At 49.8% G+C, this 17,409-nt stretch carries 16 protein-coding genes; all 16 read left to right on the forward strand.

The window, feature by feature from the left end; translation table 11 throughout:
* The first annotated feature begins 134 nt into the window (after positions 1 to 134).
* The 16 genes from SB24_RS11140 to SB24_RS11215 all read left to right on the forward strand — a co-directional run bounded on the left by SB24_RS11140 (position 135) and on the right by SB24_RS11215 (position 17,388).
* The gene (locus SB24_RS11140) at positions 135 to 905 is read left to right on the forward strand and encodes a glycosyltransferase family 2 protein (RefSeq protein WP_003150972.1); all 771 of its coding nucleotides are present in this window, start codon (positions 135 to 137) and stop codon (positions 903 to 905) included.
* Positions 906 to 909: 4 nt separating this feature from the next.
* On the forward strand, positions 910 to 2,334 hold the full coding sequence (locus SB24_RS11145) for a capsular polysaccharide export protein, LipB/KpsS family (protein WP_033574360.1): 1,425 nt from the start codon (positions 910 to 912) through the stop codon (positions 2,332 to 2,334).
* Positions 2,335 to 2,356: 22 nt separating this feature from the next.
* Positions 2,357 to 3,526 (forward strand): DegT/DnrJ/EryC1/StrS family aminotransferase, encoded by a 1,170-nt coding sequence (locus SB24_RS11150; RefSeq protein ID WP_015418471.1) that lies wholly within the window; start codon positions 2,357 to 2,359, stop codon positions 3,524 to 3,526.
* Positions 3,527 to 4,390: a GNAT family N-acetyltransferase gene (locus SB24_RS11155; RefSeq protein WP_015418470.1), complete on the forward strand. Its 864-nt coding sequence runs from the start codon at positions 3,527 to 3,529 to the stop codon at positions 4,388 to 4,390.
* Positions 4,390 to 5,511 carry an N-acetylneuraminate synthase family protein gene (locus SB24_RS11160; protein ID WP_033574362.1) on the forward strand — a complete coding sequence of 374 codons (1,122 nt, stop codon included), beginning with the start codon at positions 4,390 to 4,392 and terminating at the stop codon, positions 5,509 to 5,511. Before SB24_RS11155 ends, SB24_RS11160 begins: the two co-directional genes overlap by 1 nt.
* Positions 5,504 to 6,244 carry a cytidylyltransferase domain-containing protein gene (locus SB24_RS11165; protein ID WP_039253405.1) on the forward strand — a complete coding sequence of 247 codons (741 nt, stop codon included), beginning with the start codon at positions 5,504 to 5,506 and terminating at the stop codon, positions 6,242 to 6,244. The genes SB24_RS11160 and SB24_RS11165 overlap by 8 nt, the downstream gene beginning before the upstream one ends.
* 1 nt (position 6,245) lies before the next feature.
* The gene (locus SB24_RS11170) at positions 6,246 to 7,250 is read left to right on the forward strand and encodes a PseG/SpsG family protein (RefSeq protein WP_039253408.1); all 1,005 of its coding nucleotides are present in this window, start codon (positions 6,246 to 6,248) and stop codon (positions 7,248 to 7,250) included.
* Between the two features lie 27 nt (positions 7,251 to 7,277).
* Positions 7,278 to 8,015 carry a sugar phosphate nucleotidyltransferase gene (locus SB24_RS11175; protein ID WP_031378582.1) on the forward strand — a complete coding sequence of 246 codons (738 nt, stop codon included), beginning with the start codon at positions 7,278 to 7,280 and terminating at the stop codon, positions 8,013 to 8,015.
* 2 nt (positions 8,016 to 8,017) lie between these two features.
* Entirely contained in the window at positions 8,018 to 8,965 is a 948-nt protein-coding gene (gene rfbB, locus SB24_RS11180; RefSeq protein ID WP_007407684.1) for a dTDP-glucose 4,6-dehydratase, read from the forward strand.
* 20 nt (positions 8,966 to 8,985) lie between these two features.
* Positions 8,986 to 9,834: a dTDP-4-dehydrorhamnose reductase gene (gene rfbD / locus SB24_RS11185; RefSeq protein ID WP_015418465.1), complete on the forward strand. Its 849-nt coding sequence runs from the start codon at positions 8,986 to 8,988 to the stop codon at positions 9,832 to 9,834.
* Entirely contained in the window at positions 9,831 to 10,286 is a 456-nt protein-coding gene (locus tag SB24_RS11190) for a dTDP-4-dehydrorhamnose 3,5-epimerase family protein (protein WP_033574365.1), read from the forward strand. The genes rfbD and SB24_RS11190 overlap by 4 nt, the downstream gene beginning before the upstream one ends.
* A gap of 215 nt (positions 10,287 to 10,501) precedes the next feature.
* Entirely contained in the window at positions 10,502 to 10,963 is a 462-nt protein-coding gene (bslB, locus tag SB24_RS11195) for a biofilm surface layer hydrophobin BslB (RefSeq protein ID WP_022537147.1), read from the forward strand.
* A 186-nt stretch (positions 10,964 to 11,149) separates the two neighbouring features.
* Positions 11,150 to 12,436, forward strand: coding sequence for a Glu/Leu/Phe/Val family dehydrogenase (locus tag SB24_RS11200; protein ID WP_007407680.1), 1,287 nt, complete (start codon positions 11,150 to 11,152; stop codon positions 12,434 to 12,436).
* 207 nt (positions 12,437 to 12,643) lie between these two features.
* A complete protein-coding gene (gene pruA, locus SB24_RS11205; protein ID WP_003150992.1) occupies positions 12,644 to 14,191 on the forward strand; it encodes an L-glutamate gamma-semialdehyde dehydrogenase in 1,548 nt (515 codons plus the stop codon).
* Between the two features lie 71 nt (positions 14,192 to 14,262).
* A complete protein-coding gene (locus tag SB24_RS11210; protein ID WP_039253414.1) occupies positions 14,263 to 15,945 on the forward strand; it encodes a M20 family metallopeptidase in 1,683 nt (560 codons plus the stop codon).
* A 24-nt stretch (positions 15,946 to 15,969) separates the two neighbouring features.
* Positions 15,970 to 17,388 (forward strand): amino acid permease, encoded by a 1,419-nt coding sequence (locus SB24_RS11215; RefSeq protein WP_039063798.1) that lies wholly within the window; start codon positions 15,970 to 15,972, stop codon positions 17,386 to 17,388.
* Positions 17,389 to 17,409: the final 21 nt, after the last annotated feature.

Here is a 17,409-nt window from a genome sequence, read left to right on the forward strand (position 1 = left end):
GTCCGGACATCAGAGCCGGCTTTTTTTGTGCGCGCAATGCTGACTTTTCACATAATAGTCTGTATTCCTAGCGCATCTTCCGCATAAGGAACATATGATAGCGGTAGTTTCAGGTGCGAAAAGGGGGTGACGAGTTGCCTAAAGTGTCAGTGATCATGACGAGCTATAACAAAAGTGACTATGTGGCCCGCTCTATTAAAAGTATTCTGTCTCAAACGTTTACGGACTTTGAGCTGTTCATTATGGATGACAACTCAAATGAAGCGACATTGGCGGAAATACGTCCTTTTCTCACGGATGACCGCGTCCGGTTTTATCAAAGCGATGTATCGGGCGTCAAAGAAAGAACGGAAAAAACACGCTACGCCGCCTTGATTAATCAGGCAATAGAAATGGCGGAGGGCGAGTACGTGACGTATGCGACCGACGACAACACGTATGTGCCGGAACGGCTTGAGAAAATGGTGAAAGAGCTTGATGAAGACCCGGAAAAAGCCGTCGTGTATTCAAGTTCCAAAACCTATCATCTGAATCAGCGGAAAGAGACGGTGAAGGAGACGGCCAGGCCCGCCGAACGGATCGTGTGGAACGCGCCGTGCGCCATTGACCATTGTTCGGTCATGCACAGGTTTTCCGTGCTGGAACAGGTCAAATCGGCATTCGGTTCCTATTGGGATGAAAGCCCGGCGTTTTACCGGATCGGTGACGCCCGTTTCTTCTGGAGAGTGAATCATTTTTATCCGTTTTACCCGATTTCTGAGGAGCTTGATATCAATTATATTACCGATCAATCCATCCATTATCAGCTTTTCGCGGCGGAGAAAAACGAGTTTGTGAACAGCCTTCCGCAGCAGACCACGTGCCGGGAGCTGAGGGAATCATTAAAAAAGCTTGGAAAGGGGTGAGGGCTTGTCGGCATACTTAGCGAACTATTGGGTGCTGTACCGGCAGTATATTGACCTTTTTCAGTCACTTCGCTACAAAGACATCCCGCTCGCATTGATCAGTAATTTTTATCAATATATCAGTCCGGCGCTTCGGGAGAGCATGGAGCAGAACCCAGAGCTTTTCGGTCCGGCTGATCACCATATTCCTGAAGCCGGTATACAGCCATATTATGATCAAAAAAGGCAAAACATTAAGAAAACAGATGAGAAACCGGTAAACGGAAAAGTCATTCTGCATTTCGATCATCTTCGGTTCACCGAGGGAAACTACCGTCAGTTTGATCCGGCAAAAACAGCAGTACTGGCCAGATGGAGTCTGCCTGACCATTACGGGCTGCCCGTTATCTGCAAATTGGAGCTGACGGGAATGGGGCAAAAAGGGAACCCCGTCCCTTATATTGAAAAAGCCCATTCCATTCTGAAAGAGCTTCACAGCCATCCCGCTTTCGGAAACAGAGAATTTCAGGAACGTTTGTATAAAGACATCCCGTTATTTATTGAAGCGATTGACGCCATTGATATTTTGTTTACGGCCGAAAAGATTTCCGCCGTTGTAGTCGGCACGACGGAGGATATTTACAGCCGTGTGCTGGCGCTGACGTGCGCGAAAAAAAACGCCGTCAGCATCTGTCTTCAGCACGGAGCGCTCATGGGAGATGAAGCGTTTCTGCCCGTATTTACGGACTATCAGGCCGTATTCGGGGCTTATGAAGCGGAGTGGTATAAAGCAAAAGGCTGCAGGGATGAACAAATCATCATCACGGGGCATCCCCGTTTCGACGAGATTTTCTCAAGAGAGCCGATAGATCAAGACACGTTTTACCGCAAACTTTCTTTTCTCCCGTCACAGCGGACGGTGCTGATCGCCACACAGCCGTTTTCTGATGAATTTTATACGGGAGTGCTTGAAGAGCTTGCCGGCCAAAAGAACATGCAGCTCATTATTAAACCGCATCCGTGGGAAATCGGCAAAAACAAGCTGGATGCTTACAATCAGGTGCTGCGGAAATATAAAGCAGGCAAAATCATCAAAAAAGAGATGGAGCTGTATGATATTCTCCCGTATGTTGACGCTGCGGTGACACAGACATCAACGGTCGGTCTTGAAGCGATGCTGTTTCAAAAGCCCGTGCTGATCGGAAAATCAGCGGGAACCCGCAGATACCCTTATTATCACTCACTTGGAGAATTTGTCTTTGAAGACCCGCAGGCACTCGCTCAGGAATTAATCCGGATATGCGAAAGCCCCGCAGAATATCAAAAAGCGGAACAGGCGCGACGTGCTTTTGTCGCCGCGAACTACCCGGTTCAGGATTCGCTTGCCGCTTTATGCCAAGTGCTTCAGGAAAAAACCGGAGTCAGCTTCAGACGGGTTGACCCTTCATAAAAAAGATAGGAGCGCAAAGAAAATGGTGCAAAAAAGATCAGCTTTTCTTCCCTATTCATTGCCCATGATCGGGAAGGACGAAATTCAGGAGGTTATTGATACGCTTGAATCGGGCTGGCTTTCAAAGGGACCGAAAGTAGAGGCGTTTGAAAAAGCCTTTGCCGCCTGGACGGGGGCAAAGCACGCGATCGCGCTGAACTCATGTACCGCCGCTTTGTTTTTGGCCCTGAAAGCGAAAGGGATCGGTCCCGGCGACGAGGTCATCACGTCTGCCGTGACGTTCAGTTCAACGGCCAATACAATCGTGCACACAGGCGCCGTTCCGGTGTTTGTTGACATCGATCCGCTTACGCTGAATGCGGACCCTGAAAAAATTGAGGCGGCCGTCACCCCGCGGACAAAAGCGATTGTACCCGTTCATTTCGCCGGCCAGTCGTGTGATATGGATCAGATTCTGGCCATTGCCGAAAAGCATCAGTTATTTGTCTTAGAGGATGCCGCACATGCCGTGTATACCACGTATAAACAGAAAATGATCGGATCAATCGGCGATGCGACGGCATTCAGCTTCTACGCGACAAAAAACCTGGCAACCGGTGAAGGCGGCATGCTGACGACGGACGATGACGGGCTTGCCGATCAGATCAGGGTGCTCAGCCTTCACGGCATGAGCAAAGGCGCGTGGAACCGCTATTCTTCAAACGGAAGCTGGTACTACGAGGTCGAAACGCCCGGCTATAAAATGAATATGTTTGATCTTCAGGCAGCGCTTGGGCTTCATCAGCTGAAACGGATTGACAGCATGCAGCAAAGAAGAGCCGACATTGCGAGCCGCTACCAGGACGCCTTCAGACACATGAAAGGGCTGACCATCCCGCATGTCAGTGATGACGGGCGGCATGCATGGCATCTGTATGTTCTTCAAATAGAGGAGCAGGAGGCCGGGGTCAGCCGGAACGATCTGATTTCCGCTTTAAAAGACCAATATAATATCGGCACAAGTGTTCATTTTATTCCGGTTCCGTTCCATCCGTATTATCAAAAAACGTACGGGTATAAGGAGACTGACTTTCCGGCCGCTGCAGCGTATTATCACCGCACCGTGTCACTCCCTCTTTATCCGTCAATGACAGATGAAGACGTTGAATACGTCATTGCAGCCGTTACGGATATCGTCAAAGGGGCTGATTAGGTGTACAGACTGAGGGAAAATCTTGCGCAGGACATGATTCATACCTTCCTGCATCAGAAGGGCATTCAGCCGGAAGCCTATGAATCGTCGCTCTGTTTATTGGAAGAAAACAGCCTTCAAGGCGTAATTTTATATGAAAACTCTTCGTGGGAAAGTCAATTGTTCCGAAAAAATATCATCAATGTGAAGCTTGCAGCCGCAAACAGCGCCGGTCAGCTTAAAAGGCTGTTTCAGGAATTTTACGCGGCAAGGCGGGCGGCAGGCACTGATTTTATATTTATTAAAATACCGGCTGAAGATATCGGCGCGATGCAGGTCGTTCAGCAGCTTCCGAACGCTTATTTTGTAGGGAGTCTTCTCAAGCTCGTCAGTCCGGTGCGTGTATATAACAGCACGCCGCCATTTGAGATTACAGAAGCCGGACCCGGCGACACGGAAGCGATCAGCCGGCTGGCCCGCGACGCCTTTACAAAAAGCAGGTATTATCAAGACCCCCGCCTCAGCTATGAAAGTGCAAACCGCCTGTTTGAAGAGTGGGCGCGGAATAACGCGGAAGGCAGAGCTTCGTTACAATTCGCCGCCACATATAAGGGAGAGACCGTGGGCTTTATTCAGGGGCTGTCTAAAGGCGATGAATTCGTCCTTGATCTGATGGCGGTAAAGCCGGGCTTTGAAGGGAAAGGAGCGGGATTTCATTTAGCGGCGCACATTATTGAACAATCATTGCGCTTTCAGCATAAGACTGTATCAGCGGGAACGCAGCTCCATAATGTAAGAGCCATCCGCCTGTATGAAAGAATGGGATTTAAAGCGGATGCGTCCTATTACTACTATCATGTTTGGCCCGGGAAGGAGGCGGACTGATGGCATCATGCCAAATCGGAACGAAGTCAATCGGCGAAGGTTCGCCCGTATTCATCATCGCCGAAGCCGGAATTAATCATGACGGAAAACTGAGCCAGGCGTTTGAATTGATAGATGCGGCCAGTGAGGCCGGCGCGGACGCGGTCAAGTTCCAAATGTTTCAGGCTGACAAAATGTATCAGAAAGACCCCGGCTTGTACAAAACCGCTGCGGGAAAAGACGTCTCGATATTTTCTTTAGTGCAATCAATGGAAATGCCCGCTGAGTGGATCGAACCGCTCCTTGAATATTGTAAGAAAAAAGGCGTGCTGTTTTTAAGCACGGTATGTGACGAAGGCTCTGCCGACTTACTGTATGCGACTTCCCCTTCAGCTTTTAAAATCGCCTCCTACGAGCTGAACCATCTGCCGTTATTGAAATATGTCGCGGGGCTGAAGACCCCGATTATCTTCTCCACCGCGGGCGCTGATATTTCAGATATTCAGGAGGCTTATCAAACCATTACCGGCGAGGGGAACACAGAAATTGCGATCATGCATTGTGTGGCGAAATATCCCGCGCCGCCTGAATACAGCAATCTGAGCGTCATTCCCATGCTTGCCGCCGCATTCCCGGATGCAGTGATCGGTTTCTCCGATCACAGCGCCCATCCGTATGATGTGCCGTGCGCGGCTGTCAGGCTCGGAGCGAAACTGATTGAAAAGCATTTTACGATCGATAAAAACCTGCCCGGTGCTGATCACTCCTTCGCCCTCAATCCGGATGAATTAAAAGAAATGGTTGCGGCGATCCGCTCGGTTGAAGCGGAGCTGCGGCAGGGGCATCACGCTCCGGTGCCGGAAGTGCTGTCGGGAAGCTCCCATAAAACCACGACACCGATTGAAGGGGATATCAGAAGGTTCGCTTACAGAGGCATTTTTTCAACGGCGCCGATTCAAAAAGGCGAATGTTTTACGGCGGAAAACCTTGCCGTCCTTCGTCCCGGCCAAAAACCGCAGGGGCTCCATCCGAGATATTTTGAACTTTTAACTGACGGGACGCGTGCGGTCAGGGATATCCCCGCTGACACGGGCATCACTTGGGATGACCTTTTGACGAAAGGCAGCCCATATGATGACTGACATTTTGTTTATCATTCAGGCGCGGATGGGAAGCGGGCGTCTTCCCGGCAAAGTGCTGAAACCGATCGGCGGGTATACGATCCTCGATATGATTGTCAAAAGGGTTCGGCAAAGCGCGTATTATGATCAATCGCGGGATAATCTGATCGTCGCCTCGTCTGACAGCAAGACCGACGACATTCTGTCTGCGCACTGCATCAGCAAGAACTACCGTGTGCACCGCGGCAGCGAGCAGTGCGTGCTTGACCGGTTTGCACAAGTCATCGAACAAGTTAAACCGGACATCGCAGTCAGACTGACGGGGGATAACCCGTTTGTCGATCCTTCGCTGCTTGATTTTCTGATTCAATCGCATTTAGATCAGCACGCAGACTACACGTATATCTGCGGTACACCGCTCGGCATCGGCGGCGAGGCGGTAAACGCGCGCCTTTTAACGGAGATCAATGCCGACAAAACGCTGGCGGACAAATACCAGGAGCATGTCACGCTTTTAATAAGAGAATCTCCTGAGAGGTACCGGCTTCTCTTTCCTGAGCCCCCGCAGGAACTCCGGGCTCCTCACTTGCGGATGACCGTCGATACAGAAGAGGACTACAGGCTGGCCCGCGAGCTGTACGTAAAAGCGGGCTCGCGTCCTGATATTCCGGCAAAAGAATTGATTCATCTGCTGAATAGTGATCCGGAGCTCAGGGCCATTAATCAAATGATCCGGCAAAAAGAGGCTGATTAGCATGCGGGTTTTGATCTTCGCGGACGGGGGCCGTGACATCGGCATGGGGCACGCGGTCCGGATGAAGCTGCTTGCCGGTGCCATTAAGAACAATTGCTCAATAACGTTCTGCACAAATAAAGAGGCTTCTTCTTATCTGTCATCTGATCAATGGGAAGTGATCATCAAGCCTGACAAGGGACAGAAGGAATTTATTGTCCGGGAAATAAACAGGCAGGCTCCTGACCTTCTCATTTTCGATCTGCTCGATATGCCGTGTGACTGGTTAGAGGAAGTCAAAAAGCATTCATCGGCACGCATCGTCTTATTTGAAGAAAAACGGGAACATGTCATTCATTTATGCGATGCCGTTATAAACGGCATTTACGGAGGGCTGAAAAGCCGGACGGTCCAAAAGGGCAGCGCCGCGGTATATGAAGGCCCGGATTATATGATTCTTCATCCGGGTTTTGAAAAAGCCAAACAGCTTTATCAGCTGAGAAAAGAATGCCGGACCATATTGGTTTCATTAGGAGGAAGCGACCCGAAGAAGCTTGTCTTTAAAGTGATGGAAGCATGCCGCCGCATCCCCGACATTCATCGAAAACGAGTGATCATCATCATGGGCGGCGCCGCGCCTCATGCTAACGACGTGCGCGCGCATCTTACACAAATGCCTTATGCCGAGCTGGTAAGGCAGACAAATGACATGGCCGCGCTTCTTTCGAGGGCTGATATGGCCGTCGTGTCCGGCGGGATCACTTTATATGAAACCATTTGTACAGGTGTGCCCTGCATCGTACTTTCTCAAGTGGAGCATCAAACTGAGACGGCGGGAAAATTCGCCGCACGGGGGGCCGCCGTTCACCTCGGCCTTGGTGAAGGCATATCAGCGGACGTTCTCGCACGGCATATGTCTGACATGGCCGCTGATTATCCGCTGCGGACCGGACTTCATCAAAACGGAAAGCCGCTGGTTGACGGCAGGGGCATCAAACGGGCGGCGGCGATTCTTTATGATTTGTGATAAAACCACACGTAAGGAAGTGTTCATGTGAAAGGTGTTATCTTAGCCGGAGGCACCGGCTCACGCCTTATGCCGCTGACAAAAGCGGTCAATAAGCATTTACTCCCTGTCGGTCCATATCCGATGATTTACTGGTCGATCATGAAGCTGGAAGAAGCGGGGATTACAGATATCCTGCTGATTACGCAAAAAGAATATATTCCGCAATTTCATAAACTTCTCGAAACCGGAGAAGAGCTCGGCGTCTCAATCACATATCAGGTTCAGCCAGCCGCCTCCGGCATATCCGACGGTTTATCATACGCAAAGCGGTTTACCGGGCGCGATCCGTTCGTTCTGCTTTTGGGAGATAATATTTTTGAAGATTCATTAAAACCTTATACGGAGCGTTTCGCAAAGCAGGGAAAAGGAGCGAAAGTGCTGCTGAAAGAAGTGGACGATCCGGAGCGCTTCGGCATCGCCGAGATTGATGAGAAAAACAAACGGATCAAGTCGATCATTGAAAAGCCGGAGCAGCCGCCGACCAGACTATGCGTCACAGGGATCTACATGTACGACGCAGAAGTGTTTTCCTATATTGAACAAATTTCCCCTTCAAAACGCGGCGAACTGGAAATTACGGATGTCAATAATTTATACATTGAACACAGTGAGCTGACGTATGATGTGTTAACGGGCTGGTGGGTGGATGCGGGCACGCATGAATCGCTCTACCTCGCCGGAAGCCTGGCGCATCAGGCATTACAGAAAGGACAGGAGCATTAATCATGCCAAAATCATATTTAATTACAGGGGGCGCCGGATTTATCGGCCTTACCTTTACAAAGATGATGCTGAAAGAAACGGACGCGCAGATTACCGTCCTGGATAATCTCACGTATGCAAGCAGGCCGCTTGAAATAGAAGCCTTAAAAAAGAACGGCCGTTTCCGTTTTATCAAAGGTGACATTTCTGAAAAAGAGGACATTGACAAAGTCTTTTCCCAAATGTATGACGCTGTCATTCATTTTGCGGCTGAATCCCATGTGGACAGAAGCATAAATCAGGCAGAGCCGTTTATCACAACAAATGTGATGGGCACATACCGACTGGCGGACGCGGTGTTACAGGGAAAAGCCGGCAGGCTGATTCACATTTCCACAGATGAGGTGTACGGAGATTTGGCGCCGGATGATCCAGCTTTTACGGAGACGACGCCGCTTTCTCCGAACAATCCGTATTCGGCCAGCAAGGCAAGCTCAGACCTGCTCGTCATGTCTTACGTGAGAACCCATAAGCTTCCTGCCATCATTACAAGATGCAGCAACAATTACGGGCCGTACCAGCATCACGAGAAAATGATTCCGACCATTATCAGGCATGCCGTAAACGGCACGCCGGTTCCGCTGTACGGCGACGGGATGCAGATCAGAGACTGGCTGTTTGCCGAAGATCATTGCCGCGCCATTAAGCTCGTGCTGGAAAAAGGAACACTCGGTGACATTTACAATATCGGCGGAGGAAATGAACGGACGAATAAAGAGCTTGCGTCATTTATCATGAAGGAGCTCGGTGTCGAGGAGCGGTTTGCTCATGTCGAAGACAGAAAAGGGCATGACCGCCGTTACGCCATCAATGCTTCAAAGCTGAAAAATGAGCTGGGATGGCGGCAGGACGTCACATTTGAAGAAGGAATGAGAAGAACCATTCGCTGGTATACAGACAGCCAAGACTAATCGGAAAGAAGGGGATCCGATTGACGAAGGTATTAGTAACCGGAGCGGCCGGCCAGCTGGGGCGGGAGTTATGCCGCCAGCTGAAGCGGGAAGGGTATGAAGTGATCGCCTTGACAAAAGCGATGATGAACATATCCGACCAGCGTTCGGTACGGCACTCGTTCAGCCATTACAAGCCGGATATCGTCGTCAATACGGCGGCATACACCTCCGTTGACAAATGTGAAACGGAGCTCGACAAAGCGTATTTAATAAACGGAATCGGCGCTTATTATGCCGCGCTTGAGGCTGAAAACACCGGCGCGAAATTCATTCACATCAGCACCGATTACGTCTTCAGCGGCAAAGGAACACGGCCATACCAGACCGATGATCCCGCAGATCCGGGCACGATTTACGGAAAAAGCAAAAAACTCGGCGAAGAACTGATCCGGTTAACGGGGAAAAACCACACCATTATCAGAACATCGTGGGTGTACGGCAGCGGCGGGCACAACTTTGTCAATACGATGCTGAAGCTTGCGGATACACATGATCAGGTTCGTGTCGTTAACGATCAAGTCGGAGCGCCGACGTATACAAAAGATTTAGCCGAAACGGTGATCGGTCTGTTTGACAGGCCGCCGGGCTTATACCACGCCGCAAACAGCGGAGTGTGCAGCTGGTATGAATTTGCCAAGGCTATTTTTGAAGAAAGCGGCAGAACCGCCGCCGTGCTGCCCGTCACGACGGAGGAATACGGAAATGAGACGCCGCGCCCCGCTTACTCGGTGTTGAGTCTTGAGTCGATTGAACGGCAGGGGCTCGGCATGAGGCATTGGCGGGAAGCGCTGCATGATTATTTACAAAGGGAGGGACAGTGCAAGTGATCGAAGGCGTAAAGATCAAAAAGCTGATCAAACACAGCGATGACCGGGGTTTTTTCTCAGAACTCGTCCGTGACGATGAACATCTCTTAGAGCGTTTCGGGCAGGCTTCCTGGTCCAAAAGCTATCCCGGCGTCATTAAAGCGTTTCACTATCATGAGAAACAGGATGACCTATGGTTTTTTCCGACGGGCCACGCCCAGGTCGTGCTGCATGACCTTCGCGAAGAGTCTGCAACCAAGGGAGAAACGGATGTCTACTACATGGGAGAAGACAATCCGATGCTCCTTCTCATTCCCAAAGGCGTCGCACACGGGTACAGAGTGCTTGGCGAAACCCCGCTGACCATTATTTATTTCACGACAATGTCCTACAATCCGGATCAGCCTGACGAAAAAAGAATCCCGTGGAATGATGAAACCATCGGATTTGACTGGCAGACGGCTCACCGATAGCGCACAAGACGAAGACAGCGGATGTCTTCGTTTTTTGTGCTGATTCATCTCGTGAAAAATAAATGATAGAATATTCCAAAAAATAATTTACTTCCATGGATAAAGGTGGTAGATTATTCTCAGGAAAAGAGAAACCCAATTCGCGAATGGAACCATCAGACACGCTTTTCCGGCAGAGGACGCTCTGAATCCCATATGATCTGGAGGAATTCATGATGTTAAAAAGAAAATCATTTTCGGCCTTTCTCATCAGTGCTGCAGTATTTTCATCTGTGTTCTTGCCATCTTTTCATGCGAACGCCCAATCTGCCGTTATTGAAGCGAAAACCGTCAATAGTACGAAAGAATACGCGACGTCTGATATTGAAGTCACATACAAGCCGAATGCGCTGCTTGCCGTCGGCGCCGTTGAATTTCAATTTCCTGACGGGTTCAACGCCACTGTGAGGGACTCTGTAAACGGAAGAACACTGAAAGAAACGCAAATTCTCAACTACGGAAAAACGGTCAGACTTCCGCTTACCCTTGACTTATTGGGCGCGTCTGAATACAATCTCGTCCTGGTGCGTAAAAACCTTCCGCGCGCGGGCGCGTATACAATTAAAGGCGATTACGTAAACGGTTTGGGGGCCGGCAGTCTTTATGCCGAAACAAAGCTGGTTATTGACCCGCGTTAATCCAGGATGAAAGAGGCTGACAACAGCCTCTTTTTTTTATGCGCAAAAAACCTGGCATGAATCTTGCATATAAAAAGGGCGTAACGACAATGTGAAAGGGATTGATGGGTTTTGGTGTAAAAGCGCTTACATTTTGTTCTGCCGGTAATTGAAGCTTACACGTAAAATACGATGAGGTGATAAAACATGTCAGCCAACCCGATTTCTAAAAGCAATCAGAAAGATGAAGAAAAAGAAGTTCTTAATTTGTTCTTGTCAACACAATCGATCATAAAAGAGGCCCTGCGAAAACTGGGGTACCCTGACAATATGTATGAACTGATGAAAGAGCCGATGCGGCTTTTGACCGTCCGCATCCCTGTCAAAATGGACAATGGCTCAGTACAGGTTTTCACGGGCTACCGCTCACAGCATAATGACGCAGTCGGCCCGACAAAAGGGGGCGTGCGGTTTCATCCGGAAGTCAGTGAAGAAGAGGTTAAGGCGCTTTCCATCTGGATGACTTTAAAATGCGGCATCACAAATCTTCCTTACGGGGGCGGAAAAGGCGGCATCATCTGTGATCCGCGGACGATGTCATTCGGAGAGCTGGAACGGCTGAGCCGCGGATATGTGCGTGCGATCAGCCAGATCGTCGGTCCGACAAAGGATATTCCGGCTCCCGACGTATATACCAACTCGCAGATTATGGCATGGATGATGGACGAGTACAGCCGCCTGAGAGAATTTGATTCGCCGGGATTCATTACGGGCAAACCGATCGTTCTCGGCGGTTCACAGGGGCGGGAGACGGCGACCGCGCAAGGCGTCACGATTTGTATTGAGGAAGCCGTTAAGAAAAAAGGGATTCCATTGGAAAATGCGCGGATCATCATTCAGGGGTTCGGAAATGCGGGGAGCTTTCTCGCTAAATTTATGCATGACGCCGGTGCCAAGGTGATCGGCATCTCAGACGCCCACGGCGCTTTGTATGACCCTGACGGCCTTGACATTGATTACCTGCTGGATAAGCGGGACAGCTTCGGCACGGTGACGAATCTCTTCTCGGATGTCATAACGAACAGGGAGCTGCTGGAAAAGGACTGTGATATTCTCGTGCCCGCCGCAATCTCCAATCAGATTACGGCTGAAAACGCCCATCACATTAAAGCCTCAATCATTGTGGAGGCGGCAAACGGCCCGACAACGATAGACGCCACGAAAATTCTGAATGAAAGAGGCGTGCTTCTCGTGCCGGATATTTTGGCAAGCGCCGGCGGCGTGACGGTGTCTTATTTTGAATGGGTGCAAAATAATCAAGGTTTTTACTGGTCTGAGGAGGAAGTCGCCGGAAAACTGCGCAGCGTCATGGTGAATTCGTTTGAATCCATTTATCAGACAGCGCATACCCACAAAGTCGATATGCGTTTAGCCGCCTATATGACGGGCATCAGAAAGTCGGCTGAAGCGGCCCGGTTCCGCGGCTGGGTATAAGTGTTATCCGCAAAGAGATTTTGCATCAGTTATATAGCGGATCGCAAAATTTCTTTGCGTTTTCAGATTACAGCTGACAGATTCGGACAAGCTTCGTCCGCTTTCGGCAAAAATTTTCTTGTTTTTATCACAAATTGCTATGCTGGTATGCTTCTTGCATCTTCATAAAGCGTGAGCACACATTACAAAATACGGGGAGGAATTCTAATGACAGTTTCATACGCACACGAACCATTTACAAATTTTCAGGAAGAGACAAATAAACAATCGTTTCAGGAAGCGCTGGCTTATGTGAATTCACAGCTCGGCAAGCATTATCCGCTTATCATCAACGGTGAAGCGATTGAAACGGATAAAAAGATCATTTCCGTCAATCCGGCAGATAAAAAAGAAGTGATCGGTTCTGTATCGGCCGCCGGAAAAGAACTTGCGGAAAAGGCCATGCAGGCTGCGCTGCAGGCATTTCAAACATGGAAAAAAGTACGGCCGGAACACCGCGCGAATGTGCTGTTTAAAGCGGCGGCGATCATCCGCAGAAGAAAGCACGAATTCTCCGCGTATCTAGTGAAAGAAGCGGGAAAACCGTGGAAGGAAGCGGATGCTGATACGGCGGAAGCGATCGACTTTTTAGAGTATTATGCCCGTCAGATGCTGAAACTGAAAGACGGTTCTCCTGTAAAGAGCCGTGACGGAGAATATAATCAGTATCACTATGAGCCGCTTGGGGTGGGAATCGTCATTTCTCCATTCAACTTCCCACTTGCGATTATGGCGGGAACGGCGGCGGCAGCCATCGTAACAGGCAACACGATACTGCTGAAACCGGCGGATGCGGCGCCTGTCGTGGCGGCGAAATTCGTTGAAGTGATGAAAGAAGCGGGCCTGCCGGACGGCGTGCTCCAATTCATACCGGGCGACGGAGGAGAAATCGGCGACTATCTGGTTGAGCACCCGAAGACGAGATTTGTGTCGTTTACAGGTTCCCGCGCGGTCGGATGCCGCATCTATGAACGCGCCGCAAAAGTACAGCCGGGCCAAAAGTGGCTGAAACGGGTCATTGCCGAAATGGGAGGGAAAGATACGGTGCTTGTAGACAGAGATGCTGATCTTGATCTTGCCGCTTCCTCAATCGTGTATTCCGCCTTCGGATTCTCAGGCCAAAAATGTTCAGCCGGTTCCCGTGCGGTCATCCATCAGGACGTTTATGATGAAGTTGTTGAAAAAGCCGTCGCTTTAACAAAATCACTCACCGTCGGAAGTCCGGAAGATTTTGATACATACATGGGGCCAGTCATCCACGAAGCATCTTATAATAAAGTCATGAGTTATATCGAAATCGGCAAAACAGAAGGAAAACTCCTGACGGGAGGCGAAGGTGATGATTCAAAAGGATACTTTATTCAGCCGACCATTTTTGCGGATGTTGATGAAAACGCCCGCCTGATGCAGGAGGAAATTTTCGGGCCGGTCGTCGCGATCTCAAAAGCCCGTGATTTCGACCATATGCTTGAGATTGCCAATAATACCGATTACGGACTGACGGGCGCTCTGTTATCGAAAACCCGCGCGCACATTGAACGCGCCCGCGAAGATTTTCACGTCGGGAATCTATACTTCAACCGCGGATGTACGGGAGCGATTGTCGGATACCAGCCGTTCGGGGGCTTCAATATGTCAGGAACCGATTCAAAAGCAGGAGGACCTGACTATCTGATTCTTCATATGCAGGCAAAAACAACGTCTGAAGCCTATTAATCTTTCGGAAATAGCGCGATGAAAAAGAGAGTCGCGCTATTTTCTCTATATGAGGGTAAGGAGGATGGAATATGTATCAGCAGCTCAGCAAAATGCTTCCGGAGGAGAAAATAGAAGCCATTACGAAATCACTGGTGGCGTTAAACAGCATCAACGGCACATTGGGAGAAGGAAAAAAAGCCGACTATATCAAAGATATGATCAAGAGCTTTCCCTACTTTCAGGAGAATCCGTCACATGTGTGGGAGCAGGCGATTCCTGAGGACCCTTACGGCCGCAAAAATATTTTCGCATTTATTGAGGGAAACGGCGAAAGCCTGAATACGGTCATTTATCACGCTCATCTTGATACGGTCGGCATCGAGGATTTCGGCCCTTTAAAAGATATCGCTTTTGATTCCGACCGTCTCGCGGAGTATTTCTCAAACTATGAATTTGATCGGGATGTGCAGCGGGACGCCCGCTCAGGCGAGTGGATGTTCGGAAGGGGTTCGGTTGATATGCAGAGCGGTATTGCCGTTCATCTCGCCAATCTGCTTCACTTTTCTGAACGGCGCGATCAGCTGCCGGGCCATATTCTGTTCATGGCAAACCCCGATGAAGAAAGCCAGCATTCCGGCATTTTAACCAGCATTTCTGAATTAAAACGGCTGAAACAAGAAAAGCAGCTTCGTTATTTAGCAGCGATTAATAACGATTTTATCACCCCGCTGTATGAGGGTGACACGACAAGGTACATCTACACGGGCGCGGCAGGAAAGCTTTTGCCTTGCTTTGCGATTTACGGGCGGGAGGTGCATGTCGGTGATACGCTGTCCGGCATCGATCCGAATTTGATCGCGTCAGAAATCACCAGAAGAATTCACAACAATATTCATATGGCGGAAAACATTGAAGGGGAGCTTGTGCTTCCGCCGACCTGCCTCTACCAGCGTGACAACAAGGAAGCGTATAACGTGCAGACCGCCGTCAGCAGCTATGTCTATTTTAATTATTTTATTTACGAGAAAACCGCCAAAGAAGTCATGGATCAGCTGACCGCCGTGGCTGACGAAGCCTGCAAAGAGACAGAACAAAAATTATCTGATTATTACGACGAATACTGTGGGAGAACGAGCCTGCCGAAAAAAGAGATGTCATGGAACGTTCAAGTGTACAGTCTGGAAGATTACCTGAAAAGGCTGAGAAGCCGCGGGATAGACCCGGCACAGTGTATCGGGCAGGCATTTCAAACATATGAACATCTTGAACTGCGGATGAGATGCTTTAAAGCCGTCGAGGAACTGCAAAAACTCGATCCTGAGCAGGGAGCCAAGGTCATTATTTTCTATGCGCCGCCTTACCTTCCGCACAATTATCTGAAGGAAGAAAGCACACGGGACCGGCTTTTGCAGCATGTCATTCAAGAAGCGGTCGATAAAACAGCGGCATCAACCGGAGAAACATTCGTCTTTAAAAAGTTTTTCCCTTATTTAGCGGACGGAAGCTTTTTATCGCTGCATGAAACAGACGAGGAGGTCTCCGCCTTTACCGATAATTTTCCGGGCTGGGATGTCATCGGGACGATTCCTTTTAAAGAAATCAGGGAATTGAATATTCCGTCGGTCAATATAGGGGTATACGGAAAGGACGGCCATAAATGGACGGAACGCGTGTACAAGCCGTACACATTCCATGTGCTGCCGGAACTCATTCAGCAGACGACAATGCACCTTTTGCACAGCTACCGATTAGACATACGCACAAATGGCTGACATAACGGAATAAGGGGGATGTATATGCAGGGAGATACCAATCAAACTGAATTGCAGCGCACGATGAAGGGCCGGCATTTGTTTATGATCGCCCTCGGCGGCGTGATCGGGACGGGGCTTTTTCTGGGCTCCGGTTTTACGATCAGTGAAGCGGGACCGATCGGCGCGATATTGGCTTATGTGATCGGCGGATTTTTAATGTATCTGGTGATGCTTTGTTTGGGGGAGCTCGCGGTCGCCATGCCGGTCGCAGGATCATTTCAGGCGTATGCCGCAAAGTTTCTCGGGCCGTCGACGGGTTTTACGATCGGATGGATGTACGCATTCAGCTGGGCCAATACAGTGGGGCTTGAACTGACGTCGGCGGGAATTTTAATGCAGCGGTGGTTTCCGGCCGTTCCGATTTGGGTGTGGTGCCTTGTATTCGGCGTCGTCATTTTTTCCATTAACGCGCTGTCTGCGCGGAGTTTTGCGGAAATGGAATTTTGGTTTTCCAGCATTAAGGTCATGGCCATTGTATTGTTTATTATTCTCGGCTGCGCTGCGGTTTTCGGCTTTGTCGGTTTTAACGGCGGGCAGACGGCTCCGTATCTGTCAAACTTTACGACGGACAAAGGGCTTTTCCCGAACGGCGCCCAAGCCGTGCTGTTTACCCTTGTCATGGTGAATTTTTCATTCCAGGGCACCGAGCTGGTCGGAATCGCCTCGGGAGAAAGCGAAAATCCGGAAAAGACGCTTCCCCGCTCAATCCGAAACGTCATATGGCGGACGCTGTTTTTCTTCGTGCTGGCGATGTTTGTTCTCGTGTCCATTTTGCCGTACCAAACGGCAGGCGTCATCGAAAGCCCGTTTGTGGCTGTGCTGGATAAAATCGGCGTTCCCTATGCGGCTGATATCATGAACTTTGTCATTCTGACCGCCATGCTGTCGGTGGCGAATTCCGGGCTGTACGCTTCGTCCAGAATGATGTGGTCCCTATCAAAAACTAAGATGGGCCCCGCTTCCTTAACGAAACTGACGAAAAAAGGCGTGCCTCTGAAAGCTCTTTCCATCACCATCGCTATCTCCGGTTTATCCCTGCTGACAAGTGTATTCGCGGCTGAAACGGTGTATGTGTGGCTCATTTCCATCTCCGGTATGATTACGGTCGTCGCGTGGATGTCAATCTGCGCTTCACAATTCGTTTTCCGGAGGCGCTTTCTCGCTGAAGGAGGAAACCTGAAAGACCTGGCATTTAAAACGCCTCTTTATCCGATCGTGCCGATTCTCGGATTTTCGGTTTACGGTCTTATTTTAATCAGTCTCATCTTTATCCCCGACCAGCGTATCGGTCTGTACTGCGGCGTCCCGCTGATGATCATCTGTTACGCGTATTATCACTTCGGTATTAAAAAACGCCTGAAGCGTGAGCAGGCTTCTTCGGAAAAAGGCGCTGCCGGATAAGAAAAAAAGCCCTCCGCAAAA

This window comes from Bacillus sp. Pc3, assembly GCF_000815145.1.
GTDB lineage: Bacteria > Bacillota > Bacilli > Bacillales > Bacillaceae > Bacillus > Bacillus velezensis.